Source organism: Microbacterium sp. BE35, assembly GCF_031457705.1.
In the GTDB taxonomy this organism is placed as follows: domain Bacteria; phylum Actinomycetota; class Actinomycetes; order Actinomycetales; family Microbacteriaceae; genus Microbacterium; species Microbacterium trichothecenolyticum.
In genome coordinates, this window is the sequence record NZ_JAVDXD010000004.1 from 256,457 (window position 1) to 279,926 (window position 23,470).

The 23,470-nt window shown below is 71.2% G+C and carries 28 protein-coding genes; 11 read left to right on the forward strand and 17 right to left on the reverse strand.

The annotated features are described in order from the left end of the window. Positions 1-25: 25 nt before the first annotated feature. From J2Y46_RS15030 to J2Y46_RS15040, 3 genes are all read right to left on the reverse strand, one after another. On the reverse strand, positions 26-805 hold the full coding sequence (locus tag J2Y46_RS15030) for a PH domain-containing protein (RefSeq protein ID WP_084695558.1): 780 nt from the start codon (positions 803-805) through the stop codon (positions 26-28). Between the two features lie 2 nt (positions 806-807). Beyond that, positions 808-975 carry a hypothetical protein gene (locus J2Y46_RS15035; protein WP_157005503.1) on the reverse strand — a complete coding sequence of 56 codons (168 nt, stop codon included), beginning with the start codon at positions 973-975 and terminating at the stop codon, positions 808-810. 115 nt (positions 976-1,090) lie between these two features. Further along, on the reverse strand, positions 1,091-2,140 hold the full coding sequence (locus J2Y46_RS15040; RefSeq protein ID WP_045298876.1) for a zinc-dependent alcohol dehydrogenase family protein: 1,050 nt from the start codon (positions 2,138-2,140) through the stop codon (positions 1,091-1,093). 54 nt (positions 2,141-2,194) lie between these two features. Here J2Y46_RS15040 and J2Y46_RS15045 point away from each other — a divergent pair, with 54 nt between their 5' ends. After that, positions 2,195-2,488: a DUF503 domain-containing protein gene (locus tag J2Y46_RS15045; protein WP_045298878.1), complete on the forward strand. Its 294-nt coding sequence runs from the start codon at positions 2,195-2,197 to the stop codon at positions 2,486-2,488. Position 2,489: 1 nt separating this feature from the next. Here the strand turns inward: J2Y46_RS15045 and J2Y46_RS15050 are convergent, their stop codons facing one another. The 7 genes from J2Y46_RS15050 to J2Y46_RS15080 form a co-directional block, all read right to left on the reverse strand. Then, the gene (locus J2Y46_RS15050) at positions 2,490-3,134 is read right to left on the reverse strand and encodes an NAD(P)H-binding protein (RefSeq protein WP_310243339.1); all 645 of its coding nucleotides are present in this window, start codon (positions 3,132-3,134) and stop codon (positions 2,490-2,492) included. Between the two features lie 53 nt (positions 3,135-3,187). Further along, a complete protein-coding gene (locus tag J2Y46_RS15055; RefSeq protein WP_045298882.1) occupies positions 3,188-3,400 on the reverse strand; it encodes an SCO4848 family membrane protein in 213 nt (70 codons plus the stop codon). A 10-nt stretch (positions 3,401-3,410) separates the two neighbouring features. Further along, complete coding sequence (locus J2Y46_RS15060; protein ID WP_310243340.1) at positions 3,411-4,505, reverse strand: NAD(P)-binding domain-containing protein; 1,095 nt, start codon at positions 4,503-4,505, stop codon at positions 3,411-3,413. Positions 4,506-4,566: 61 nt separating this feature from the next. Beyond that, positions 4,567-5,343, reverse strand: coding sequence for an isocitrate lyase/phosphoenolpyruvate mutase family protein (locus J2Y46_RS15065; protein WP_045298886.1), 777 nt, complete (start codon positions 5,341-5,343; stop codon positions 4,567-4,569). A 39-nt stretch (positions 5,344-5,382) separates the two neighbouring features. Next, complete coding sequence (locus J2Y46_RS15070; RefSeq protein ID WP_045298888.1) at positions 5,383-5,823, reverse strand: YchJ family protein; 441 nt, start codon at positions 5,821-5,823, stop codon at positions 5,383-5,385. Between the two features lies 1 nt (position 5,824). Beyond that, a complete protein-coding gene (locus J2Y46_RS15075) occupies positions 5,825-6,190 on the reverse strand; it encodes a TraR/DksA family transcriptional regulator (RefSeq protein ID WP_084695559.1) in 366 nt (121 codons plus the stop codon). 49 nt (positions 6,191-6,239) lie between these two features. Continuing rightward, positions 6,240-6,605, reverse strand: coding sequence for a hypothetical protein (locus J2Y46_RS15080; RefSeq protein ID WP_045298891.1), 366 nt, complete (start codon positions 6,603-6,605; stop codon positions 6,240-6,242). Positions 6,606-6,927: 322 nt separating this feature from the next. Between J2Y46_RS15080 and J2Y46_RS15085 the strand changes: the two genes are divergently transcribed. Both J2Y46_RS15085 and J2Y46_RS15090 read left to right on the forward strand, forming a co-directional pair. Then, positions 6,928-7,446: a hypothetical protein gene (locus J2Y46_RS15085; protein ID WP_157005505.1), complete on the forward strand. Its 519-nt coding sequence runs from the start codon at positions 6,928-6,930 to the stop codon at positions 7,444-7,446. A gap of 290 nt (positions 7,447-7,736) precedes the next feature. Continuing rightward, complete coding sequence (locus J2Y46_RS15090; protein WP_052676773.1) at positions 7,737-8,216, forward strand: hypothetical protein; 480 nt, start codon at positions 7,737-7,739, stop codon at positions 8,214-8,216. Here J2Y46_RS15090 and J2Y46_RS15095 read toward each other — a convergent pair. The 4 genes from J2Y46_RS15095 to J2Y46_RS15110 are packed head-to-tail and all read right to left on the reverse strand — an operon-like array spanning position 8,135 to position 12,520. After that, positions 8,135-9,484: a DUF6716 putative glycosyltransferase gene (locus tag J2Y46_RS15095; protein WP_310243344.1), complete on the reverse strand. Its 1,350-nt coding sequence runs from the start codon at positions 9,482-9,484 to the stop codon at positions 8,135-8,137. The two genes, J2Y46_RS15090 and J2Y46_RS15095, sit on opposite strands and share 82 nt — an antisense overlap. Next, entirely contained in the window at positions 9,481-10,353 is an 873-nt protein-coding gene (locus J2Y46_RS15100; protein WP_045298896.1) for an N-acetylneuraminate synthase family protein, read from the reverse strand. Before J2Y46_RS15100 ends, J2Y46_RS15095 begins: the two co-directional genes overlap by 4 nt. Next, positions 10,350-11,612 carry an acylneuraminate cytidylyltransferase gene (locus J2Y46_RS15105; protein WP_310243347.1) on the reverse strand — a complete coding sequence of 421 codons (1,263 nt, stop codon included), beginning with the start codon at positions 11,610-11,612 and terminating at the stop codon, positions 10,350-10,352. The genes J2Y46_RS15100 and J2Y46_RS15105 overlap by 4 nt, the downstream gene beginning before the upstream one ends. Continuing rightward, a complete protein-coding gene (locus J2Y46_RS15110; protein ID WP_310243349.1) occupies positions 11,609-12,520 on the reverse strand; it encodes a hypothetical protein in 912 nt (303 codons plus the stop codon). Before J2Y46_RS15110 ends, J2Y46_RS15105 begins: the two co-directional genes overlap by 4 nt. Before the next feature lie 225 nt (positions 12,521-12,745). Between J2Y46_RS15110 and J2Y46_RS15115 the strand changes: the two genes are divergently transcribed. From J2Y46_RS15115 to J2Y46_RS15130, 4 genes are all read left to right on the forward strand, one after another. After that, complete coding sequence (locus J2Y46_RS15115; protein WP_310243351.1) at positions 12,746-13,669, forward strand: 5'-3' exonuclease; 924 nt, start codon at positions 12,746-12,748, stop codon at positions 13,667-13,669. Between the two features lie 95 nt (positions 13,670-13,764). Further along, positions 13,765-14,976 carry a sensor histidine kinase gene (locus J2Y46_RS15120; RefSeq protein ID WP_052676775.1) on the forward strand — a complete coding sequence of 404 codons (1,212 nt, stop codon included), beginning with the start codon at positions 13,765-13,767 and terminating at the stop codon, positions 14,974-14,976. Then, on the forward strand, positions 14,973-15,635 hold the full coding sequence (locus tag J2Y46_RS15125) for a response regulator transcription factor (protein ID WP_310243354.1): 663 nt from the start codon (positions 14,973-14,975) through the stop codon (positions 15,633-15,635). Before J2Y46_RS15120 ends, J2Y46_RS15125 begins: the two co-directional genes overlap by 4 nt. A 133-nt stretch (positions 15,636-15,768) precedes the next feature. Next, positions 15,769-16,080 carry a hypothetical protein gene (locus tag J2Y46_RS15130; protein ID WP_310243356.1) on the forward strand — a complete coding sequence of 104 codons (312 nt, stop codon included), beginning with the start codon at positions 15,769-15,771 and terminating at the stop codon, positions 16,078-16,080. A 42-nt stretch (positions 16,081-16,122) separates the two neighbouring features. On the opposite strand, the gene J2Y46_RS15135 is transcribed toward J2Y46_RS15130, so the two are convergent. The 3 genes from J2Y46_RS15135 to trpD all read right to left on the reverse strand — a co-directional run bounded on the left by J2Y46_RS15135 (position 16,123) and on the right by trpD (position 18,792). Next, entirely contained in the window at positions 16,123-17,124 is a 1,002-nt protein-coding gene (locus tag J2Y46_RS15135; RefSeq protein ID WP_310243358.1) for a PHP domain-containing protein, read from the reverse strand. 18 nt (positions 17,125-17,142) lie between these two features. Next, a complete protein-coding gene (locus tag J2Y46_RS15140) occupies positions 17,143-17,631 on the reverse strand; it encodes a hypothetical protein (protein WP_045298912.1) in 489 nt (162 codons plus the stop codon). Between the two features lie 99 nt (positions 17,632-17,730). Next, complete coding sequence (gene trpD / locus J2Y46_RS15145; protein ID WP_045298914.1) at positions 17,731-18,792, reverse strand: anthranilate phosphoribosyltransferase; 1,062 nt, start codon at positions 18,790-18,792, stop codon at positions 17,731-17,733. A 187-nt stretch (positions 18,793-18,979) separates the two neighbouring features. Between trpD and J2Y46_RS15150 the strand changes: the two genes are divergently transcribed. From J2Y46_RS15150 to J2Y46_RS15165, 4 genes are read left to right on the forward strand one after another with little or no spacing between them, the layout of a single operon-like run. After that, complete coding sequence (locus tag J2Y46_RS15150) at positions 18,980-19,621, forward strand: heme-copper oxidase subunit III (protein ID WP_045298916.1); 642 nt, start codon at positions 18,980-18,982, stop codon at positions 19,619-19,621. Positions 19,622-19,641: 20 nt separating this feature from the next. Continuing rightward, a complete protein-coding gene (locus tag J2Y46_RS15155) occupies positions 19,642-20,445 on the forward strand; it encodes a cytochrome c (protein ID WP_045298918.1) in 804 nt (267 codons plus the stop codon). Positions 20,446-20,483: 38 nt separating this feature from the next. Beyond that, positions 20,484-21,563 carry a ubiquinol-cytochrome c reductase iron-sulfur subunit gene (locus J2Y46_RS15160; RefSeq protein ID WP_045298920.1) on the forward strand — a complete coding sequence of 360 codons (1,080 nt, stop codon included), beginning with the start codon at positions 20,484-20,486 and terminating at the stop codon, positions 21,561-21,563. A gap of 35 nt (positions 21,564-21,598) precedes the next feature. Continuing rightward, positions 21,599-23,410, forward strand: a complete 1,812-nt coding sequence (locus J2Y46_RS15165) for a cytochrome bc complex cytochrome b subunit (RefSeq protein WP_157005507.1) — start codon at positions 21,599-21,601, stop codon at positions 23,408-23,410. Positions 23,411-23,470: the final 60 nt, after the last annotated feature.

Sequence of the window (23,470 nt, forward strand, 5' to 3'; positions counted from 1 at the left end):
CCTCGCCCTCGGCATCCCGCTCGGATCAGCGGGGAAGCTCGATCGGCGCGGTGTTCGTGCGGTCGGGGTCGAAGGGCGCCGGCGACGAGGTGGCCTCTCCGCGCAGCTGAGCCAGCCGCTCATCCTCGCGGCGCTGCGCATCGGCGAGCCAGTCCCACCCCGATGTCGTGGACCCGTGCCGCACATCGGGAACCGGAGCGGTCGGGTTGCGGTCGTCGGAGACCGGCACGACGGTGATCGATGCCGGGGGCTCCGGTCGCGGCGGTGCCGGGGCAGCGAACGGCGCACCGGCGAACTGGTCGCCTCGACCCGCGGCGCCGCGCAGGCCCGCCTGCTGGATCACGCGCTGGATCGTGAGACCGCGCTGGTCGGGATCGCCGACGTACTTGATCTCACGAAGCCCCTGTTCCTGCGCGGCCGACTCGAACACGAAGTGGCCGTAGCCGAAGATGCGGCCGACGAGGGGCTTGTAGACGGAGATGTCGAGGATCCGCGCGAGGGGCATCGTCGCGATGCGCTGCGACAGGATGCCGTGCACGCGGAAGACCCGCATGTTCGTGATGACGAAGCGGTCGGTGTGCTGCTCGAAGATCCGCCAGATCGCGTGCACGGTCACCGCGCCGCCCAGCAGCGCCGGCACCCACCACGCCTGCGCCGGCACGAAGAAGCCGAGAAGGAGCACGACGATGCCGCCGAACAACTCGAGCACCGCCGAGACCGTGGCGGCCCAGTGCTTGCGGACCTCGTCGACGACGTGCTCTCCCTGATCCGAGATCAGGTGCTTCTCGATCCGCGGATCGAACATGCTCAGCCCTGTGCGAGAGCCGTCAAGAAGTCGACCACGGCGACACCGGCGCCCCAGACGGCGCCGACCGCGCCCTGCACCGCGTTCGCCGCGTCCTGCGGGCGGGTGATGAGGTAGAACGCCGCGAACGCGATGACGAGCACCACGACGATGCGCTTGATCAGCTTCACGGTCCGGGTTCCCTTCGACTTCCTGCTGTTCTACCGCACGAACACCCTCCCACACGCAGGCGCGCGGGCGCGTCGCGAATCGCGGCCCCGTGTGCCGACGGGCCGCGAGACGCACTCAGGGCCGCAGCAGCACCTTCGTCGCGCGGCGCTCGTCCATCGCAGCATAGGCCTCCGCGGCGTCCTCGAGCGGGAGCTCGAGGTCGAACACGCGGCCCGGTTCGATCGCGCCCGAACGGACGTCGGGGAGCAGCTCCTCGATGTAGCCGCGCACCGGTGCGACGCCGCCGTTCACGCCCACGTTGCGGTTGAACATCTGCCGTACCGGCAGCTCGGGTCCGCCGTTCGGCACGCCGACGTAGCCGACCATCCCGCCGGGGCGCGTCGAGCGCAGCGCCTGGTCCATCGATTCCTTGGTGCCGACGCACTCGAGCACGCGGTCGGCCCCGATGCCGCCGGTGAGCGCGCGCACCGCCTCGACGCCGGCGTCGCCACGCTCCTCGACGACGTGCGTGGCGCCGAATTCGCGCGCGAGCGCCTGCCGCTGCGGGTGCCGCGACATCGCGATGATCGTGGTGGCTCCGAGGCGCTTGGCCGCGATGATCGCGCAGAGGCCGACTGCGCCGTCGCCCACGACGGCGACCGAATCGCCCGGACCGACGCCCGCGGAGACCGCGGCGTGATGGCCGGTCCCCATGACGTCGCTGAGGGTCAGCAGGCCCGGGACCTCGGCATCGGCCACGGGCCCCGGAACGACGGCGAGGGTGCCGTCGGCGAGCGGGACGCGCACGCGCTCGCCCTGGCCGCCGTCGGCGAAGCCGCCGAAGCGGTCGTCGCTGCCCCACCATCCGCCGTTCAGGCACGACGTGCTCACGCCGTTGCGGCAGTTCGCGCAGGTGCCGTCGCATACGTAGAACGGCGCGATCACGAAGTCGCCGGGGCGCACCACCTCGACGTCGGCGCCCACCTCCTCGACGATGCCGACGAACTCGTGGCCGATGCGGTGCGGTTCGGGCGTGGGCGTGACGCCGCGGTACGGCCACAGGTCGGAGCCGCACACGCAGGCGGCCACGACGCGCACGATCGCGTCGGCGCCGGTGGACAGGGCGGGGTCGGGGACGTCCTCGACACGGATGTCCCGGGCAGCGTGGATGACGGTGGCGCGCATGACACGAGCCTAGAACGGCGGGCGCCTGCCGAAGGCCGCTGGCACGATGGACCCATGTGGATCGGATGGATGGAGTTCGACCTGCTGCTCGGCGACGTCCGCTCGCTCAAAGAGAAGCGCAGCGTGCTGCGCCCGCTCATCGCCGAGCTGAGCAGGCGCACCGAGGCGGCCGCCGCCGAGGTCGGCGAGCACGACCTGCATCGCCGAGCCAGGATCGGCGTCTCGATCGTGGCGTCGGGGTCGTCGCACGTGCGCGACGTGCTCGACCACGCCGAGCGCCTCGTCGCCGACCACCCCGAGGTGACCCTGCTCTCGGCCCGCCGCGGCCTGCACTCCAGCGAGGACTGATTCAGCCCGCGATCGCGTGGCCGATGACCTCGTCGCCGCCGCCGAACCGGATGGTCCGACCGATCGTCGTGTCGTCCGCGATGGTCGCGGCGATCACCGCGGCCACGTCGGCACGCGCGACAGCGCCGCCGTCATCCGGATCGAGCGCGATGCGCCCGGTGGGCGGATCCGGCGTGAGCGTACCCGGCGCGAGGATGGTCCAGTCGAGCGCGCTCGCGGCGAGATGTGCGTCGGCCGCCCACTTGGCGTCGGCGTACGGGAAGAACGACGCGTCCGGCGCGATGCCGTGATCGGCCCGCGAGCCGATCCACGACACCATCACGTAGCGCAGCACGTCGGCGGCCAGAGCGGCCTCCATCGAGCGGATGGCGGCATCGCGATCGACCGCATATGTGCGCAGCGGGTTGCCGCCGCCGGCCCCCGCGGACCAGATCACGACGTCGTTGCCGGCGACGATGTTCGTGAGCTGGTCGACATCGAGCGCCTCGATGTCGGCCGCGAGCGGCTGCGCGCCGGTCGCGGCGACATCGGCCTCGTGGTCGGCGTTGCGGATGACGGCCGTCACGGTGTGCCCCTGCGCCGCGAGCAGCGGTTCCAGCAGCAGCGCGACCCGGCCGTGGCCGCCGAAGATCAGGATGCGGGCCATGAGTCCCCCTTCGTCGTGCGCTCCACGCTACGCCGCGGCCGCTGTGTCGCGCATCACGCGACGAGCGCGGCGATGCCCGCGATGACGGACGCCGCCGCCAGCGCCAGCGCGATGGCGATGAGCACCGCGTGCACGACGAGGAAGCGGGTCGCCTTGCCCTGCGCATCGTGGGCGCGGGGGTCCTTCGCGACCCGGCGGTAGAACGTCGGCCAGACCAGGATGTTGAAGGCGGCGTTCAGGAACAGCAGTACGGCGAGCAGCGTCACACCCTCGAGCCTAGGCGGCGAGCGCGACGGGATCGGCGACGATCGCACGGACCGCGTCACGGCCCGCGCGGTTCGCACCCACCGTCGACTGCGACGGGCCGTAGCCGATGAGGAACAGGCGCGGCTCGTCGATCGAGCGCCCGTTCTCGACACGGAATCCGCCCTCGGGCGTGCGCAGGCGCAGCGGCGCGAGGTGGTCGAGCGCGGGCCGGAACCCGGTGGCCCACAGGATGACGTCGGCGCGCTCGAACGCGCCGTCGGGCATGCGGACCCCGTCCTCTTCGATCGAGGCGAACATCGGATGCCGTACCAGCACGCCGCGCGCCTCGGCGGCCCGCGCCCACGGCGTCCAGTGCATGCCGGTCACCGAGATGACGCTGCCGGGCGGGAGGCCACGGCGGACGCGATCCTCGACGCCGGCGATGGCGGCCACCCTGGCCGGGATGTCGAAGTCCTCCTCGGCCCATTCCGGTTCGCGGCGCGTCACCCAGAAGGTGTCGGCGACATGGGAGATCTCGTCCAGCAGCTGCACCGCAGAGACTCCCGCGCCGACGATGACGACGCGCTTGCCGCGGAACTCCTCGGCCGAGACGTAGTCGCCGACGTGCAGCTGCCGTCCGCGGAACCGCTCCTGACCGGGGTACCGCGGCCAGAACGGACGCGTCCACGTACCCGTCGCGTTGATCACGAAGCGCGTGGCCCACGCGCCGCGGTCGGTCTCCACCACCAGCCGGCCGCTGGGGTCGTCGTCGGCGCGGCGCACCGCCTTCACCTGCACCGGCCGGAGCACGTCGAGAGCGAAGCGGTCCTCGTACTCCGCGAAGTACGCGGGAAGGATGTCGCGGCTCGCGGCCGTCGGGTCCGCCGGCGGCACCGCGAACCCGGGCAGCTCGTGGATGCCGTTCACCGTCGCCATGCGCAGCGAGGGCCAGCGATGCTGCCACGCTCCCCCGGGCTCCGGGTTCGCGTCGACCACGAGGAAGGTCTGATCCGTGGCGTCCGCGCGCTCGAGCGGGACGAAGCCGCGGCGCTGCAGATGATAGGCGGCGGAAAGTCCTGCCTGCCCCGCGCCGATCACGACGACGTCGACGGGTGCGGCCTCCATGCCGGGCACAACGGCGATCGGCCCGCGGGGATTCCCGCGGGCCGATCGGACGAGGTACGGGTCAGTTCAGCGCGCGCGTGGAGGCGGGGATGACGCCGTCCGCGTAGAGCTCGGCGGCGACATCCTGCAGCGCTGTCAGGGCGACGCGCTGCGTCATGGGGCCGTACGAGATGCGGGCGACACCCAGCGCCTCGTACTCCCTCGCCGACAGGGCGCCGGGCAGGCCGATCACGCTGATCTTGCGCTCGCCGATCCCCTCGACGAGCTGCCGGGTGATGTCGGCGTTGAGGATGCCGGGCACGAACACGAGGTCGGCACCGGCGGAGAGGTAGGCGCGGCCGCGTTCGATCGCGTCGGCGATCGACTCCTCGAGCGGGCGCTTGCCGGCGCGCACGAACGCGTCCGTGCGGGCGTTCAGGACGAAGGGCACGCCCTCCGCGGCACCGGCCGCGATGATCGCCTCGACGTTGGCGACGGCTTCGGCGAGCGGCACGAGGCGGTCCTCGACGTTGGCGCCGACGACGCCCTTGCCGATGGCGCGACGCACGGTCTCGCCCGGATCGCCGTACCCTGCGTCGAGGTCGGTGCTCACCGGCAGGTCGCCGACGGCCTCGACGATGCGGCCGACCATGTCGAGCATCGTCTCGAGCGGGATCTGCCCGTCGGGGTAGCCGAAGGTCGCGGCGATCGAGTGGCCGGCCGTCGCGATGGCGCGGGTCTCGGGGAGGGCGGCGACGGTGCGGGCCGACACCGCGTCCCACACGTTCACCACGCGCAGGATCTCGGGGGCGGCGTGCAGTCGGGCGAGGGTCTGTGCTTTCTCAGCCTGAGTGGTCATGGTTGCCACGCTATCGGCGCTCGGGACCCTCGGGACGGGTCAGGTCGGATCGATCCGGCCGTCGAGGTACCACCAGCGCCCGTCCTGCCGCACGAAGCGGCTCCGCTCGCGCAGCACGCCGCGGTCGCGGCCGTGGCGCCAGGCAGCGCGGAACTCGACGACACCTCGCTGGTCGCCTTCGCCCCCATCCACGGCGTCGACGATCTCGAGCCCGCTCCAGCGCTGCTGCGGGTCGAGCGTCAGCTCTGCGGGGCGCGTGCCCGGGTGCCAGGTGTCGTGCAGATACACGGCGTCGCCGACGACGAATGCCGTGTAGCGCGAGCGCATCAGGCGCTCAGCGGTCGGAGCCGGTGTTCCGCGAAGCGCGGGGGCGCAGCATCCGTCGAAGCGATCGCCGCTGCCGCACGGACAGGGATCCGCATCCGCGACGCGCGGGAAGCCGTCACGGGCAGCACGGGATGCCGCGGCGCCGAACGACACGTCAGACGCCGGCCTTCTCGGCGCACGACACGCAGCGGGTCGCGAACGGACGCACGCGAAGACGCGCGATCGGGATCCCGCGACCGCAGTCGACGCAGACGCCGTAGGTGCCGTCCTCCCAGCGCCTGACGGCCTCGTCGATCTCGGCGATCTCCCGGCGTGCGGCCTCCTCGAGGGCGACGGCCCGCGACCACTCCCCCGACAGGGTCACGCCTTCGGGGTCGTGCTCGTCGTCGGCGACGTCGGAGCCCCGATCGGCGCGCAGCTCCTCGAGGGTCTCGTCGATCGCGGCGATGCGCACCATGGCCGCGTCGTGCAGCTCGTCCAGGAGCCCACGAAGCTCGGTCCGGCTCGCGGCGGAGGTCATCGCATGAGACTACGCCCGGATGCCGGCTCCCGGCCGTAGCCGTGCCGCATCAGCCGGCGACCTCCACGGTGAAGGTGACGTCCTGGATGCCGCCGTCCTCGTTCGACAGCACCACCTTCGTCGATCCCTCGGCGAGCCCTTCGACCCCCGGGTTGTACGTCGCACCGCCCTCCTCGCGACCAGCTGTGAACTCCGCGACGGACGGATCGGAGACGACGCCGCTGTAACTGTCGACGGCGAGGTCGCCGGTGTCGATGTTCAGCACCTGCCCGACCTCGAGTTCGACGGTCTGGCCCTGAAGGTCGCCTACCTCGCGGGTGACCGGCGCGATCACGGGCTGGGACGACGCGCAGCCGTTCAGCGCGGCGAGCGAGGCGACGAGCACGAACGAGGCGACGGGTCCGGCGAGGCGCATGGCGTCATGATGACAGCCCAGCGGCTGCACGGCCAGCGCCCGGCGTTCGTATGGCCCGGCGATAGGGATCTCCCAGGACGGCCTTCTAGCCTGGACGCATCGCGGTGAAGGGGAATCCCGGTCCCCTCCGCGAAACCCCTGCAGGCGATGAGTCGCCCGGGACCGCCCCTCGTGCCCGACGCCCGGAGGGCACGAGGGGCGGTCTCACCGACCCGCCCGGAGCCGGCGATCCGCGACACCCCCCGGACGCGATCGCCGGCTTCTTCGCACGCGCTGTGGATAACTCGGTCGGAGCGTCGACGCCGGCGGCTACCGTGGGGGCGTGACGACTCGGGTGACGGCGGCAGTGCTCAGCGGGCTGCTCGCACTCGCCCTCGCCGGGTGCACCACACCGGAGCCGGTGGAACCCACGCCGACTCCCGCGTTCTCGAGCGAGGAAGAAGCGTTCGCGGCGGCGGAGGAGACGTACCGCGCGTACGTCGATGCGCTGAACGCGCGACATGCGGATCCCGCAGCAACTCCGTCCCCGACCGACTTCCTGATCGGGCAGGCACTGGAGTCGGAACTGGACACGCAGAGTATCCTCGCGGAGCAAGAACGCTCGATCGTCGGCGACGCAGAAATGACCCGATTCGCTGGAACGAACTTCGCGAACGATCTGGGTGAGGTCACTGCGGTGGTATGTCTCGACGTCTCCAACTCTCGCGTCGTGGATTCTGACGGCACCGACGTCACCCCTTCGGACAGACCCCCTGTCCTGGCACTCGAGATCGTGTTCACCCCAATCAACGACGGTCTAGCAGTGTCCGCGAGCGCCGTGGCGGACGATCAGACATGCTGATAGTTGCGGCAATCACGACATTCGCACTGTCACTCGCGCCAGCCATGGGATCCGCTACATCCAACGGCTGCACAGCCTCCCAGCTGCAAGCGGGCCTCTGCTCGTACACGACGGACAAGGAAGCGGTCGTGTCCGGCACTGATACACAAAAAGGCTCTGGCGGTGAAGCAGTCGACAATGAGCCTCGATCCAACCCAGGCGCTGCCCCCCGGCCCGAAGCGCCTGCGGAGCCGGAGGACTGCGGCCCGCTCAACCGGTGTGAGAACTACGTCGTCGCCGGCCCGCCGGACGTGACCCTCGCTGATCTCGCCTCCTTCCGGCCCGCGCAGCCGACGCTCGGCGGCGAGCCCGCCGGCTTCGGCGTGGTCGGCATGCCGACGAACCTGCTGGCCTCGGCATCCGAGCAGCGCATCCCGGGCACGGTCCTCGGCTGGGACGTGACGGTGCGGTTCGTCCCAGTCGCCTACGTGTTCGACAACGGCGACGGCACGACCACGCGCGCGAGCACGGGGGGCGCGTCGTGGACGGCGCTCGGGCAGGGGCAGTTCACGCCGACCGCGACCAGCCACGCGTACCGGGCCCGCGGGACGTATCCGGTGTCGGTGACGGTCGAGTACGAGGCATCCGTCGATTTCGGAAGCGGCACGTGGCGGACGGTTCCGGGCGTGGTCCGGGCCGAGGCGGCCGGCTACGGCGTACGGGTCGTCGAGGTGCGCACCGCGCTCGTGGACCGCACCTGCGTCGAGGATCCGACCGGCCCCGGCTGCTGAACCGCTCCGGCGAGCCGGCGGCGCGCCCGCTTCGCCAGCCGCGCCACGGCGCGAAGCGGCACACCTACGGCGTAGGCGACGGCGCCCGAGGCGGACGTGTCACTGCGGCCGAGGGCGACCTTTCGCTCCCACGCGTCGCGCAGCGCCCCGCCGCGGCGCACCACAGCCGCGCGCGCCGGAAGCCGCCCCGCCGACCGCTGCGCGAGCAGCGCGTCGACCTGCGCGGTCCAGTCGTCGGCCTCGGGGGCGTGGAAGTAGTTCTCGTCGAGCCACTCGGGATCCGGATGCCGGAACCGCCGTGCGACGACGTCCTCCTCGCTCGCGAGCAGGTCGGCATCGGCGAGCGTCTCGTTGATGAGGCGCGGTGAGACGCCGAACGTGTCGAGGGCGATGACGGGGATACCGCGCGCGATCGCCTCGATCGCCGCCGTGGAGCTCACGGTGACGAGTCCCCCGGCCGTCGCCAGAGCAGTGCCCATCGACTGCGTCGAGGTGACGAGGTTCGCCGGCAGCGGCCCGAGCGAGGCGAGCAGCTCGGGGTAACCGTCGAGCTCGGCGTGCGTCTGGTGCTCGCCCGACGCGGCCCGCAGCTTCACCACGACGCGCCGTGACGGATCCGCCGCGGCCGCGCGCACGAGCATGCGCGAGATGCGCAGCCGGTCCTCCCGCTCGGCCGGGACCTTCGCCTGGGCGGCGAACACGAGGTCGGTGCCCTCGACATCCGGGCGGGTGCCGCCGGCCGTCACGGCACCCCGGGCGAACGGCAGCGTCGCGAGGGCGTAACGGTGCGCGTACCCGGTGCGAGCCGACAGCGCGCCGAACTCCCGCACCTCGCGGCGCGAGTGCACGACGAACAGGTCGGACTGCAGCCGGTACACGACGGCCTTGCGCGTTGCGGGGATCGAGATGCCCGGAAGCCCCGTCACCACGACCGGCCGCGGCTCGAGAGCCGCGAGATCGCGGGCGAGCACGCGCACGAGCGGTCCGCGTGCCCCGATCACGACGACGTCCGCCCGCAGCTCGGCGAGCCGGGCCGCCAGGACCGCGTACGCGATCCGCTCGACGCGGTCCTCCCCCAGCCCGCTCCCGCCGAGCGCGGAGGCGAGCTGGGCGTCGCTGACCACGAGCGGCGTCTCGAGCACGAGGAGCGAGGCATCCCATCGCTCTCCGACTCCGCCGAGGAGGGCGGCCGCCCACTTCACGTAGGAGTCGGTGTCGGCGATCGCGACGACGCGAGGCCGCCCGCCGTCTGACGTGCCGGGACTCACGCGGGAACGCGACGCAGCTTCGCCATGGGCGCGAGCTCGCCCGGGTACACGCGCTTCACACCGTCGCCGAGGGCCGCCTCGATGACACGGATGTCGCGCACCAGGTGCTGCAGGCCCGCGGGCTCGAGCGAGGCGGCGTGGTCTGAGCCCCACATGGTGCGGTCGAGCGTGATGTGCCGCTCCACCGCGACGGCGCCGAGGGCGACGGCCGCGAGCGAGATCTGGAGGCCGCGCTCGTGGCCGGAGTAGCCGACGGGCACGCCCGGGAAGCGGTCACGCAGCGCCGGGATCATGCGGAGGTTGGCCTCCTCCGGCTCCATCGGATACGTCGAGGTCGCGTGCAGGAGCACGAGGCGGTCGGTGCCGAGGACGTCGATCGCGGCGTCGATCTGGTCGATCGTCGACATGCCGGTCGACAGGATGATCGGCTTGCCGGTGTCGCGCAGCGCCTGGAGCAGCTCGACATCGGTGAGCGACGCGGACGCGACCTTGTGCGCGACGACGCCCAGGTCTTCGAGGAACGCGACGCTCGGCACGTCCCACGGCGACGCGAACCACTCGAGGCCGCGCAGCAGTGCGTGATCGGAGATCTCGATGTACTGCTCGCGGTCGAACTCGACGCGGCGCCGGTAGTCGAGGTATGTCATGCGACCCCATGGGGTGTCGCGCGGCATGTCGCGCATGTGCTCGGGCGTGGCGATCTCGGGGGTGCGCTTCTGGAACTTGACCGCATCGGCGCCGGCGTCGGCCGCCACGTCGATGAGTCGCTTCGCGAGGTCGACGTCGCCGTTGTGGTTCAGTCCGATCTCGGCGATGACGTACGCGGGGCGTCCGCCCCCGACGACGCGGGATCCGATGGTGACGGTCATGAGGCCTCCTGTGGTGCTGCGGGGTGATCGGATGCTGGGGCTCGCACCGGCGCGACGGAGGGCCGGAGCGCGGTGGCGACCGCCGTCGCCGACCTGCCGGTGAGCACGCGCTCGGCGAGGTCGCGCACCGCGCCGGCGCCGCCGGGGCGGTCGAGCACGACGCGCGCGCTGGAGAGGACGAGGGGGTGTGCGTCGGGAACGGCGATGGGCCAGCCCACGAGCTCGAGGCACCGCAGATCGTTGACGTCGTTTCCGAGGTACGCGATCCGCGCCAACGGGATGCCCTGCTGGTCGGCCCACTCGCGCAGGACGGCCGCCTTGTCGGCCGCGGCCTGTCGCACGTCCACGCCGAGCTTGCGCGCGCGGGCGGTGACGACGGGGTTCGACTCGGTCGAGAGGATGAGGAACGGAATTCCGGCGGCTCGCAGCATCCCGACCCCCATGCCGTCGGATCGGCTCACGGTGACGGATTCGACGCCGTTCTGGTCGACGTGCACGGTGTCGTCGGTGTGGACGCCGTCGAAGTCGGTCACGACGGCGTCGACGGGAATCGCCCCCGCGCGGGCGCCGAACGCATCGCGGTCGACGAGGGGCGCGAGAGTGCGCGCAAGCTCCAGCTCGTCGAGGGTGTCGATCTCGATCGCGGTCCGCGGCGCCACCTCGGCGATGCCGACGCTGCCGAAGAAGCGGTGGTTCGCCGCGCGGAACCCCGCCGCCCGCATCACGTAGAAGCCGCCCGTCTCCAGGTAGTGCGGTTCGCGGTCCTGGCGACGCGGGCGCACGTCGATCTCGTGGCCTATCGGCTCAGCGGCACTGCCGACGCCCTTCTCCCACAGGAAGCCGTACGTCTCGACGGCCGAGAAGACGCTGTCGCGGCGGCGCGAGCGCACGAGCTGCACGGCCGCGGTGAGCGCGTCGACGTCGATGAACGGCGAGGTCGCCTGCAGGAACGCGAGGACGCCGACGTCGACCTTGCGCGCCTCGAGTGTCTCGAGGGCGTGCACGAGTGCGCTCTCGCTGCTCGCGAGGTCGCCGGAGAGGTCGGCCGGACGCTCGACGACCTCGGCACCCCATTCGGCCGCGACCGCCGCGATGTGGGCGTCGTCGGTCGTCACGACCACCCGGTCGATCGCGGAGCAGCGCCGCGCAGCGTCGACCGCGCGGGCGACCAGCGGCACACCGCCGACGCGCTGCAGGTTCTTGCGCGGGACGCCCTTCGAGCCTCCGCGCGCGGGGATGATGGCGACGACCTCGCTCATGCCGCCCCCGTCCGGGCCGAGCGCCGGGCGCGACCCGTGCGCACGGTCGCTCCCGTGCCCGCGAGCACGAGCGGGAGCGTCGTCGTGGTGCTCGACGGCAGCGTGTGCACGTCGAGCGGACCACGGGCGCCGGCGAGCACGAGCTCGACGGGCAGTCCGCTCTGGTGGATGCGCAGGCCCGGCACGGTCGAGACCGCGTCCAGCTGCTCGGCCGTCTCGCGACGGTGCGGGAGATACACGGCGCCGTCGGCCGCGGCATCCCGCACCCACCGCACATAGTCGAGCAGCAGCATCCGTCCATCGACCGGCAGCGCACTGCCGAGCACGACGCGGCGGCCGAGCTCGGGCGAGGCGGGCGCGCTCCGACGCGTCCACGAGAAGTCGTGGCGACGGATGCCGAACCCGTGGTCCGCGAGCGCGTCGAGGCGGTCGGCGCCGAGGTCGAACGCGGTGAACATCCCCGCGCGACGCGCGGCGGCGCGGCGATGCACCAGCTCGGCGGCGAACGGAGCGACGATCGTGGTGAGTCCCCGCTCCGCGATGTTCGGGCGGGCGTACGGACGGCGACCGAGCAGCGTGTCGGCGTACGCGACCGCGTGGGCGCCGTCGTCGAGGAAGGTGATGCGGCCCGGGCGGAGCACCGAGGCGGCGAGCCGGAACTGACCCGAGAAACCGTCGCCGACGAGCCAGTGACGGTGGCGGGCGAGCAGGCTCCACGGGATGCCGAGATACGGCTCGAGCTCGCCGAACTGCGCGCCGCGCGACAGCAGCTCGTCCGCGGTGGCCGAGATCTGCGGGGTCAGCCGTCCCGCGACAGGGATCGTCATGCGGTGGGCTGCCGCCCACTCCGCGGCGCCGACGAGCTGCAGCGGCGACTCGACCCACGCCAGCACATCCTCGCGACCCATGCGGCGCCTCCTCCCGGCTGGGCCTCACGATCGGGCCCAGCGCTGTCTCCCCACGGTGAGCGGCGGACGTGAACGCGATGGGTCCCGCCGTGCGACCGCGGCTGGTCCGGCAGGTGAACGGAGGGTAGCGGGGCGCGTGAGAATCGCGGCCGGGCCGCCCGCGCCACCGGCCGTCGCGTTCACGTGGCCCGGGTGCACGTCGGCGGCGCATGCCAGGATGAACGCGTGACCGACCGCCTCATGCTGCTCGACTCCGCATCCCTGTACTTCCGCGCGTTCTACGGGGTGCCCGACACCGTCCGCGCGCCGGACGGCACACCCATCAACGCCGTCCGCGGGTTCCTCGACATCATCACGCGGCTCGTCACGACCTACCGCCCCACACACCTCGTCGCATGCTGGGACGACGACTGGCGACCGCGGTGGCGCGTCGACCTCATCCCGACCTACAAGACGCATCGCGTCGCCGAGGTCGTCGCGGGCGGACCCGACGTCGAAGAGGTGCCAGATCCGCTCGAGGTGCAGGTTCCCGTCATCCGCGCGGCGCTCGACACCCTCGGAATCCGCATCGTCGGCGCCACCGCCCACGAAGCCGACGACGTCATCGGCACCCTCGCCTCCGCCGCGACCATGCCGGTCGACATCGTCACGGGCGACCGCGATCTCTTCCAGCTCGTCGACGACGAGCGCGATGTCCGCGTGATCTACACCGCGCGCGGCATGAGCAACCTCGAGGTGCTCACCGATGCGTCCGTGGTCGCCAAGTACGGCGTCCTTCCTTCGCAGTACGCGGACTTCGCCACACTCCGGGGTGACTCGTCCGACGGGCTGCCCGGCGTCGCCGGGATCGGCGAGAAGACCGCCGCCGGGCTCCTGGCGACCCACGGCGATCTCGCCGGGATCGTCGCCGCGGCCGAGCTCGGTGAGGGCATGTCCGCGGGCGTGCGCTCCAAGCTGCTCGCGGGCCTGCCCTATCTCGCCGTCGCGCCTCAAGTGGTGGCCGTCGTGCGCGACCTCCCGCTCGACGTGCCCGACCCGCGTCTGCGACCACTCACCGAGCCGGGCAAGGCGGATGCCGCATCCCTCGCTGAGCAGTGGGCGCTGGGCGCGTCGATGAACCGCATCATCGACGCCCTCGACACCGTCTGACCCCTTCGCGCGCGCCGCGCGTACTCCCCGGGGAGTACGCGCGGGGCTCCCGCGGTCAGATTCCTCACAGAGGGGCGCGGCGTAGCATCGTGCGCATGCCCGGGCCCGTGCGTCACGATCCGAGTGCGAGCCGTCACCGGCTCCGCGCCTCGAGCACCGACGAGTTCGGCCCGCGCTTTCACCCACCGGCGGCCGTCGTGCTCCTCGTCCCGGTCTTCGTCTCGCTCCTCGTGCAGGTGCCCGGCACCATCGCGCTGTCGTGGTGGCAGCGCGTGCCCGTCGCCGCCGCGGCGACGAGCCTGACGCTGGCCGCAGCATCCGCTCTCCTCCTCCTGGCGGCGCGGCGACTGCCCGGGCCCACCGTCGCGGCCGTGGCCGCGCTGAGCGGCGTCGACCTGCTGATCGCGCCCGTGGGCGGGCCGCCGCCCGTCGCCCTGGTCTTCGCGATCGTCGGCGCCGTCGTCCGCGGCGCGCGGGTATGGGCGCTCGTCTCGGTCGGCGTGGCCTGGCTCGGCGTCGTCGTCGGGGCGGACTTCGTCGGTGTGTCGTGGCACCCCGCGCGCATCGCCTTCGCCACCGTGGGCCTCGCGCTGTGCTTCGTCGTCGGCGAGGGAGTGAAGGCGCGCATCCGCGGCGCCGAGGAGCGCCGCACGCAGCTGGTCGCGCGACGCCGCGCCGCCGAGCAGGAGGAGCGCTCGCGCATCGCCCGGGAGCTGCACGACGTGCTCGCGCATTCGCTGAGCCAGATCGCCGTGCAGTCCGGGATGGGGCTGCACCTCTTCGACCGCGAGCCGGAGCGGGCACGTGAGGCGCTCGGGAACATCCGCACCCTCAGCGCGACCGGCCTCGACGAGGTGCGCGGCGTGCTCGCGTTCCTGCGCGGCGACGAGATCGGCGCGCCCGACACCGCGCCGCTCACGCCGCAGCCGCAGCTCGCGCAGCTGCCCGGCCTCGTCGCCGGCCGCACCGGGCTGGGCCTGAGCGTCGCGCTCGACGACCGCCTCGCAGGAGACACGCCGCCCAGCGCGGTGCAGACGACGGCCTACCGCATCGCGCAGGAGGCGCTCACCAACGTGGTCCGCCATTCGGCGGCCTCGCACGCCACGGTGACGGTCGAGCACGACGCCGACGACCTCGTCCTCACGGTCGCCGACGACGGTGCCGGCATCCCCGCGACCGCGTCCGAGCGCGGGGGCCTGCGCGGCATGCGCGAGCGCGCCGAGCTCGCGGGGGGCTTCCTGACCGTCGACAGCGGCACACGCGGCACCGCCGTGGTCGCGCGTCTTCCCTGGCAGGGCGCGGCATGATCCGGGTGGCCCTCGCCGACGACCACCAGCTCGTGCGGGCAGGGTTCCGGGCGCTCCTGGACTCGGAGCCCGACATCGAGGTCGTGGCGGAGGCATCCGGCGGCCAGGAGCTGCTGCGCGCGCTCCGCACGACAGACGTCGACGTCGCGCTCGTCGACATCCGCATGCCGGACGGCGACGGCCTGTGGGCCGCCGAGCAGATCGCCGCCGACCCTGACCTGGCCGGTGTGCGGGTCGTGATCGTGACCACCTTCGAACTCGACGAGTACGTGATCCGTGCGGTGCTCGCCGGCGCCAGCGGGTTCCTGGTGAAGGACACCGAGCCCGCCGACCTCATCCGCGCGGTCCGCGCCGTGGCCGCCGGCGACGCGCTCCTGTCCCCCGGGGTCACCCGCACGCTGCTCGACCGGGCCGCGTCGGGCCTGCGCGCGATCCCCGATCCCCGGCTCCTCGAGACCCTCACCGAGCGCGAAGTCGACGTCCTGCGCCTCGTCGCCGAAGGGCTGACGAACGACGAGATCGGCGCCCGCCTGCATCTTTCGCCGCTCACCGCGAAGACGCACGTGTCGCGCATCATGCAGAAGCTCTACGCCCGGGATCGGGTGCGTCTCGTGATCATCGCGTACGAATCGGGGCTCGTCGGCTCACAACCCCGGTGATCGCGGCTGCGGTACTCCCCCGAGAGCAGTCGAGATCGCTCCGACGGTCGGATTCACGGATGCCGCCACCCGCGTTGACTCGAGGCATCCGGTCGCCCTCCCCGGCGGGGCCGGCTCCGAGAGAGGAATCCGCATGTCCATTGCACTCGCCACCGTGCTCGATGCCGGCTCAGGGATCGTGGCCACCCACTTCGCCGCCCCGTGGGGGTTCGGCTGGTGGTTCCTTCTGATCCCGCTGTTCTGGATCGCCCTGTTCGCGATCCTCTTCGCGGTCTTCGGCCGCCGCTGGCGGCGCTCAGCCGCGGAGAACGGATACGGTCCGTACGGCCGCAACCCCGCCCGTCAGGCCGAGACGACGCTCGCCGAGCGTTTCGCAAAGGGCGACATCGACGAGACCGAGTACCGCGCTCGCCTCGAAGTGGTCCGCGCGAACGCGGCCCAGTGAGCGCCCGGGCGCGACTGTCGCGCTGGATCCGTCACAACGGACTCAGGCGCCGCGGTCGCGTCCGGTCCACGCGCGCAGCTTGTCCAGCGGCCACGTCGTGACGATGCGCTCGGGCGGCACGCCGATGCGCTCGGCACGCTCGGCGCCGTAGTCCAGCAGCGAGAGCTGGCCGGGCGCATGGGCGTCCGAATCGATCGAGAAGAGGCATCCGATCTCCAGCGCCAGTGCCATCAGGTCGTCCGGCGGGTCCTGCCGCTCCGGCCGGGAGTTGATCTCCACCGCGACGCCGTGGGCCTCGCAGGCCTCGAACACGGCCCGCGCATCGAAGGTCGAAGGCGGCCGCGTTCCGCGCGACCCCTCGACGAGGCGGCCGGTGACGTGTCCGAGCACATCGATGTGGGCGCTCGACACCGCCGCGACCAGGCGCCGCGTCATCGGACCGCGCTCCATGCGCAGCTTGGAGTGGGCGGATGCGACCACGACGCCGAGTTCGGCGAGGAGGTCCGGTTCCTGGTCGAGGGTGCCGTCCTCGAGGATGTCGACCTCGATGCCCGAGAGGAGCGTGAATCCGTCGCCGCTCATGCCCGCGACGACCTCGAGCTGGGAGCGCAGGCGCTCGGGCGACAGCCCGTTCGCGACGCGCAGCCGCGGCGAGTGGTCGGTCAGGGCGAGGTACTCGTGGCCGAGTGCTCTCGCCGCGTCGACCATGAGGTCGATGGAGGTGAGGCCGTCGGACCAGTCGCTGTGCGAGTGCAGGTCGCCCCGCAGCAGCGGCCGGAGGGTCGATGTGCGCTGCACCCCCGCCCGCGCGCGCAGGTCGACGAGGTACCCCGGCACCTCGCCTGCCAGCGCCTGCTGGATCACGGCGAAGGTGGAGTCGCCGATCCCCTTGCGGCGACGCAGAGCCGCGGTGTCCCGCAGCTCTGCGTCGCTCAAGCCGTCGATCGCGTCCGCCGCCGCACGGAACGCCTTCGACTTGTACCGGGACGAGCGCTCACGCTCGAGGAGCGTGGCGATCTCGGTGAGCGCGTCGTAGGGGTTCACGTGCGGCGGGGCTGCCGATCAGGCGACGGTGGAGCGCCGGATCACCACCGGCACGCTCGCCAACCGGTGGATGGCCCAGCCGAACAGGATCGCGAGCACGCCCATTCCGGCGGCGAACAGCGCGACGCCATAGGCGACGACCGAGGTGAAGAGGGAAGCGCGCAGGAACGACGCCTGCATCACGGTCGCCCGCACCGGGTCGTCCTGGTCGAGCTCCGCGTACGTCTTGCCGCCCGACGCCTCGAGAGCATGGGTGTTGATGATGTCGGCCTGCACGTACGCGGTGAAGGGACCTGTGACCTGCTGGCCCTGGAAGGCTGCCGCATCGTCCGGGATGGTGATGTTCTCGGCCGTGAGCTGGGTCGTCACGCCGATCCACGCGATGATGCCGACGACGATCAGCAGGATGCCGCCGATGATCCCGATGATGCCGACCGCCTTCACCAGGCCGACCTTCTTCTCGGGGGGCTCGATCACGTCGGTGGTGCGGGGCTCTTCCTCACTCATGCGTCCTCCTCGGATGCGGTCGTTGAGCCACACGCTAGCGGCGCGGCGCGGCGCGGCGGAAGAGCGCGCGCCGGAGAAAACCCCCGCACGGCGCCGGATTCAGGAGGCGAGTGCGCGCGTCGTCTCGACCCAGCGGTCCAACGTGGCGGTCGCTGCGCCGCTGTCGATCGCGGCGGCGGCGTCGTCCCTTGCTTCGGCGAGGCGCTCGAGGATCGGCCGCTGCACCTGTGCGGCGTCGCGGAACAGCCGGTAGGCGACGATGCCCGCGGCCGCGTTGAGCAGCACGATGTCGCGCACCGCGCCCTCCTCGCCGCCGAGCACCCGCCGCACCACGTCGGCGTTGTGGGCCGGGTCGCCGCCCAGCAGGTCGTCGATGTCGGCGAGCGGGATGCCGAGGTCGCGCGGGTCCAGATCGTGCTCGTGGATGTCGCCGCGGCTGACTTCCCACACTCGGCTGTGACCGGTCGTCGTGAGCTCGTCGAGACCGTCGTCGCCGCGGAACACCAGCGCCGTCGCGCCGCGCGTGCGGAACACGCCGGTGATGAGCGGCACGCGGTCGAGATGGGCGACGCCGACGGCGTTCGCCTCGGCACGCGCCGGGTTGCACAGCGGGCCGAGGAAGTTGAAGACCGTGGGGACGCCGAGCTCGCTCCGCGTCGCCGCGGCGTTCTTGAACCCGGGGTGGAACGCGCCCGCGAACGCGAATGTGATGCCCGCGCGGGAGAGGGTCTCGGCCACGGCGTCCGGGGACAGCGCGAGGTCGACCCCGAGTGCGCCCAGCACGTCCGACGAGCCCGATGAGGAGCTGGCCGCCTTGTTGCCGTGCTTGACGACCGGGATCCCGGATGCTGCCGCCACGAGGGCCGACATCGTCGACACGTTCACGGTGCCGAAGCGGTCGCCGCCGGTGCCCACGATGTCGAGGACGGCCGCGTCGACGGGCAGCGGGAGCGCGGCCTCGAGGATCGCGTCGCGGAAGCCGACGATCTCGTCCACGGTCTCGCCCTTGGCCCGCAGCGCGACGAGGAATCCCGCCAGTTGCGAGGGGGTGGCGGTGCCCGACATGATCTGCCGCATCGCCCACGTCGACTCCGAGACGGTGAGGTCGCGCCGCTCGAGCAGCGTGGTGAGGATTCCCGGCCAGGTGTACAGCTCCGCCATAACCGAGAAGCCTAGCCGGGCTCGGGAATCGGAACCGTTTCGTGACACGGCGGCCCGCGCGGGGCGATTCTGCGTCTTCACCACGGGTTCACGGCGAAGTCGCAGTGTCCTTTTAGGCTCCCCTAAGTTCCGGAGCGGGCGAAGTCATGCCCTCCGATGCGAAAATCGCGGCTTCGAATCGGCCATAATGGGGAGCGTGACGACCTCCACAGCGACCTACTCCCAGGCCATGCGGTCCGTCAAGCGGCCGGATCCGGTCGCTGTCGGAACCATCGTGTGGCTCGGCAGCGAGGTGATGTTCTTCGCGGGCCTCTTCGCGATCTACTTCACCCTGCGAAACACCTCGCCCGAACTGTGGGCGCAGGAGACGCAGCTGCTGAACATCCCGTACGCGACCGTCAACACGATCATCCTCGTGCTGTCCTCGGTCACGTGCCAGATGGGCGTGTTCGCCGCAGAGCGCTTCCAGCCCTACTCGACGAAGAAGCGCGGCTGGCTCGGCTGGGGCATGGTCGAGTGGTTCTGGCTGACCTTCGCTCTCGGCGCGATCTTCGTCTCGGGCCAGGTGTGGGAGTACGCCCAGCTCGTCACGGAGGGCATGCCGATCAGCGCGAACTCGTACGCGTCGGCCTTCTACCTCACCACCGGCTTCCACGCTCTGCACGTGACGGGCGGCCTCATCGCCTTCCTCCTCGTCATCGGCCGCGCATACGCCGTCAAGAACTTCGGGCGCAAAGAGATGACGTCCTCGATCGTCGTGTCGTACTACTGGCACTTCGTCGACGTCGTCTGGATCGCCCTCTTCCTCGTCATCTACTTCCTCAAGTGAGAGCGGAGCTGAAACCCGACATGGCACGACAGACCACGCGCCGCTCGAAAGGCCGCCGCAGCCCCTGGGCTGCAGCCGCACTGATCGGCATCGGCCTGCTCATCACGGGCGGCGTCTACGCCGGGGCATCCGCCGCGATGGCGGCCACGACTCCCGAGACCGTCACGAACTCCGCGCTCACCGTCGAAGACGGCAAGAAGCTGTTCCAGGCCAACTGCGCCACGTGCCACGGCCTGGACGTGCAGGGAACCGAGGACGGCCCGTCGCTCTACGGCGTGGGCGAGCTCGCCGTGCACTTCCAGATGAGCACCGGGCGCATGCCGCTGCAGATGCAGGGCCCGCAGGCTCCGCAGAAGCCCGCGCAGTTCACCGAGGAGCAGATCACCGCGATCGGCGCCTACGTCCAGTCGATCGCGCCCGGCCCGACCTACCCCGACGACGAGGTCCTCGACGGCGGCGGCAGCGCGTCCGAGGGTGGCGAGCTCTTCCGCATCAACTGCGCCATGTGCCACAACGTCGCCGGCGCCGGCGGTGCGCTCACGGAGGGCAAGTACGCCCCCAACCTTCACACCACCACCCCGCTGAACATGTACGCGGCGATGGTCACGGGTCCGCAGAACATGCCGGTGTTCAACGACATGACGCTGACCACCGAAGAGAAGCGCGACATCATCACCTACCTGCTGTACCTGCAGGACAACGAGTCTGCGGGCGGATTCACGCTCGGCTCGCTCGGCCCCGTCTCGGAGGGCCTCTTCATCTGGATCTTCGGCATCGGCTCGCTGATCGCCATCACCGTGTGGATCACGGCGAAGTCCAACTGATCGACGAACGACACACGTAAGACTTGACGAGGAGCAGCATGGCCCACGAGGACGACCCGCTAGAGCACGAGAGGGCTTCCTGGAAGCCCTCCCCCGGGCTCGCTGTGGCGGTCACCGACCCGGTGCACAACCCTGGCCTCCCCCCGCACCGCGAGCGGATGACCGACAAGGACCCCGCTTCGATGAAGCGCGCGGTCCGCGCCATCTACACGCTCTTCTACCTGTCGATCGCCGGCAGCATCTGGGCGATCGCCGCCTACATGCTCTTCCCGATCGAGAGCGGGCGGATCGTCGACATCCGCAACAACAACCTCTTCATCGGACTCGGCATCGCCTTCGCGCTGCTGGCCATCGGCGTGGGCGCGATCCACTGGTCGAAGGCCGTCATGTCCGACAGGGAGTTCGTCGAGCCCCGTCACGCGACGCGCGGCCGCGACACGACGCGTGAGGCCGCGATCAAGGCCTTCGCCGACGCGGACGCAGAGTCGGGCTTCGGCCGACGTGCGATGGTCCGCAACTCGCTGATCGCCGCCCTCGTGGCATCGGTCGTGCCCGGCGTCGTGCTCTTCCGCGGCCTCGCTCCGTTCAACTCGCCGGAGAAGCCGCACGCCGGCGACCCCGTGTACCTCCTCGAGCACACCATGTGGAAGGAGGGCATGCGCCTGGCTCACGACCCGTCGGGCGAGCCCATCAAGGCGGCCGACCTCACCCTCGGCTCCGCGGTGCACGTCATCCCCGAAGCACTCGCCGATGTCTCGCACAGCGAGGGCTACCTCGACGAGAAGGCCAAGGCGCTCGTGCTCCTGGTGCGCCTGCTCCCCGAGCAGCTCACCGAGTCCGAGGACCGCAAGGAGTGGTCGTACAACGGCATCGTCGCGTACTCGAAGGTATGCACACACGTCGGCTGCCCGGTCGCGCTCTACGAGCAGCAGACCCACCACCTGCTGTGCCCGTGCCACCAGTCGCAGTTCGACGTGACCGACCACGCGAAGGTCATCTTCGGCCCGGCGGCGCGCCCGCTGCCGCAGCTGCCCATCACCGTCGACGACGAGGGCTACCTGGTGGCCCGCAGCGACTTCCTCGAACCCGTCGGCCCGAGCTTCTGGGAGCGTCATTGAGCACCTCAACCGTCACTGAGCAGCCTGCGGCTCCTGTGGCTCCCGTCTCACGCAACGGCGACCGTCCGCTGGGCGGCCGCTTCATCGGCGCCACCGCGAACTACATCGATGAGCGCACGAGCCTCTCCGGCTTCGTCAAGGAGCTCGGCCGCAAGATCTTCCCCGACCACTGGTCGTTCATGCTGGGCGAGATCGCCCTGTGGGCGTTCGTCGTCGTGCTCCTCTCGGGCACGTTCCTGACGTTCTTCTTCCAGGCGTCGATGGTCGAGACGCACTACAACGGCGCCTACCTGCCGATGCGCGGCATCGAGATGTCGGCCGCCATGGCTTCGACCCTCGAGATCTCTTTCGATCTGCGCGGCGGTCTCCTCGTCCGGCAGATGCACCACTGGGCCGCGCTGGTGTTCGTCGCCGGCATCGGCGTGCACATGCTGCGCGTGTTCTTCACGGGTGCGTTCCGCAAGCCGCGCGAGCTCAACTGGGTGATCGGATTCATCCTGTTCATCCTCGCGATGGGCGAGGGCTTCACCGGCTACTCGCTCCCCGACGACGTGCTCTCGGGCAACGGCCTCCGCATCATCGACGGCATGGTCAAGGGCATCCCGATCATCGGAACCTGGACCTCGTTCCTGCTGTTCGGCGGACAGTTCCCTGGCGACGCGATCGTCGGCCGCCTGTACACGCTGCACATCCTGCTGCTGCCCGCGATCCTCGTCGGCTTGCTGGTGCTCCACCTCATGCTGATGGTGATCAACAAGCACACGCAGTTCGCCGGCGCCGGCCGCACGAACAGCGTCGTCGTGGGCTACCCGATGATGCCGGTCTACATGTCGAAGATGGGCGGGTTCCTGTTCATCACGTTCGGCGTGATCGTACTCATCGCCTCGCTGTTCACGATCAACCCGATCTGGAACTACGGCCCGTACGACCCGTCCCCCGTCTCCGCGGGCACCCAGCCGGACTGGTACATCGGGTTCGCGGACGGCGCCCTGCGCCTGGTTCCGCCGGGCTGGGAGATCGTGTTCCTCGACCGCACGTGGTCGTTCAACATCATCGTGCCGCTCGTCGTGCTCGGCCTGTTCATCGTGCTCGTCCTGATCTACCCCTTCATCGAGGCGTGGGTCACCGGCGACAAGCGCGAGCACCACATCGCCCAGCGTCCGCGCAACTCCGCGACCCGCACCGCGATCGGCGCGGCCGGCGTCACGTTCTACGCGGTGCTGTGGGCCGCGGCCGCCTCCGACATCATCGCCACGCATTTCTGGCTGACGATGGAAGGCGTGATCCACACGCTCCAGGCGCTGTTGATCCTCGGCCCGGTGATCGCGTACTTCGTCACCAAGCGCATCTGCATCGCGCTGCAGAAGAAGGACCGCGAGATCTCGCTGCACGGCTACGAGTCGGGCCGCATCGTCCGCCTCCCCGGTGGCGAGTACATCGAGGTGCACCAGCCTGTCGACGACTACGAGCGCTTCAAGCTGGCCGACTTCGACACCTACGAGCCGCTCGTGGTGCGTCCGAACGCCAAGGGTCAGATCCCGTGGCACGAGAACCTCCGCGCGTCCATCTCGCGCTGGTTCTTCGAGGACCGCCTCACGCCCGTCACGCAGGCGGAGCTCGACGCGGCGCTGGCTCACCAGCACCACGACCTCGACCACATCGCGGCCGAGGAAGACCTCGAGATCCAGGCTGCTCACGAGCGTGCCGGCGTCCCGGACGCCCCGCACAAGCCGCTCGACGACGGGAAGCACGGCGAGGTGCCGGTGCGCCCCTCGAACGTCATCGTTCCCGAGCCCGAGCCCGGCACGAAGGCTCCGCGCAACCGCGAGAAGGAGTCCGACCAGTAGGGTCGCCGCACTCGCAGACGGATGCCCCGGCACGATCTCCACGATCGTGCCGGGGCATCT